The sequence below is a fragment of the Stenotrophomonas chelatiphaga genome (genome assembly GCF_001431535.1).
In the GTDB taxonomy this organism is placed as follows: Bacteria; Pseudomonadota; Gammaproteobacteria; order Xanthomonadales; family Xanthomonadaceae; genus Stenotrophomonas; species Stenotrophomonas chelatiphaga.
On the sequence record NZ_LDJK01000131.1, the window covers coordinates 1 to 1512 of the forward strand.

Genomic DNA, 1512 nt, shown 5'->3' on the forward strand with positions numbered 1-1512 from the left:
AGCCCGCGCGCAGCGCGCAAACCACACCCCAGCGCTTGAACTACGCCACCCCGTGCACCATCTTGTAGGTTCCTCTTCCTGCCAGTGCGCCGCTCATGCCCACCCTGATCCTGCTGATGATCGTCGGCGCCTGTGGCTACGCCTTCTGGAATTCGTCGCGCGCCGCAGCCGAGCGTGCCGGCGTCCTCGGGCGCAACGCCTGCAAGGCCGCCGACGTGCAGTGGCTGGACCAGAGCGTGCATGCCATCGGCCTGAAAGTGACGCGCGGCGACGACGGGCGCCTCTGCTTCGAGCGCACCTTCAAGTTTGAATATTCCTACGACGGCATCGATCGCCATGTGGGCAGGATGGTCCTGCGCGGCGATGAACTGGTGTCCTTCAGCGGCCCCGGCGCGGCGCGGATCAGTGCGATCCGCCCCGACGTGGATGAGGCCGAAGACCTCTAAGTACGCGCGACCTCAGGCGCCCTGCACTCGCCGTCAGCCCTGCTCCGGCACCAGTCTGCAGCCACCCACCTTCTCCGGTGGCGGGTGCGCCGGGAATCGATCAGGCGGGTACACGTAGGCTGGTGTAGTGGCGACGAAGCCGTCGCGGTAGCGCAGCTCCACGAAGGACGTGCTCCAGCCACGTTGCACGGGCTGCAAGGGTACTGCCCAGTCCCGCCCCGCAGTGATCTCCAGCGGCTGCGCCTGGTAGCGGACGCCGCAGGCGTAGCGGAAGTCCCGATCATCCGGATTGTGTGCCGTCCACAGGACCATCTCCACTGGCACTTCGCTGCTGCGTACCCTCAGGCTGCCAGCACCGCCATCCGCGCGCCAGCCGGATTGCAGCTGGGGCAATGACAGGCCGCTGCGCCAACGCCGCAGGGCCGGCAGCAGGCTGGACTCCATAACGGTACGGATGCCCTGATGATCACTGTTGGGTGCCATCCGCAACGTGGTCTCGCCGCTCAACGCATGCAGGTAGAACTGCGTTGCGTCGGGAGTGAAGAAATCGTCCCCGCTCGCATTCACCAGATACTTGGGCAGCGCCAGGCGCTCGCGCAACGGACCACCCAGATAGCTGTAGGGGTCGCTGCCCTGCATCAAAGCGTGGAACCCCGGACTACCGAGGCGCGCGGTGATGCCGTGCTGTGAATACGGTAGCAGCGCGATCGGCCACCGTTGCCCATAGCTGCGCTGGATATGCGGAGCCAGCGCCTCCCAATGCATGTCCATGACGAACGGAAGCAGGTGGCTGACGCGATCGTCGACCAAGGGCAACAACCACGCCGCCCACGCGCGCTTGGAGGCCCCGGTCACCACGAACGACGGTCGCAGGGACGGGGGCAACTCCTGTCCGGCGAGGTCCATCGCACGTGTCACTGCCTGCGCCATGGGCAGATGCAGGGGCCAGTAGGCCTTTTCATGGGGGGCGTCGAGGAAGCCCCGCCAGCTGAGTGCGACCAGATCGTCCTCGACACGGTAGCGGTCGTCCCCCGGCAGGCGCAGCGGCTGGTCAGGCACGTCGGCA

General features: G+C 66.7%; 2 protein-coding genes. One reads left to right on the forward strand and one right to left on the reverse strand.

Annotation, left to right across the window (positions count from 1 at the left end; translation table 11 throughout):
• The first annotated feature begins 95 nt into the window (after positions 1 to 95).
• The gene (locus ABB28_RS17460; protein WP_057687618.1) at positions 96 to 446 is read left to right on the forward strand and encodes a DUF3301 domain-containing protein; all 351 of its coding nucleotides are present in this window, start codon (positions 96 to 98) and stop codon (positions 444 to 446) included.
• Between the two features lie 33 nt (positions 447 to 479).
• On the opposite strand, the gene ABB28_RS17465 is transcribed toward ABB28_RS17460, so the two are convergent.
• Positions 480 to 1512 (reverse strand): PhoPQ-activated protein PqaA family protein (locus tag ABB28_RS17465; RefSeq protein WP_152983511.1); only part of this gene is annotated, 1033 nt, incomplete at its 5' end.

What these genes read in the sequence shown, in the direction of transcription:
- ABB28_RS17460 (WP_057687618.1), top strand. Translation starts at nt 96, where the DNA reads ATGCCCACCCTGATCCTGCTGATGATCGTCGGCGCCTGTGGCTACGCC.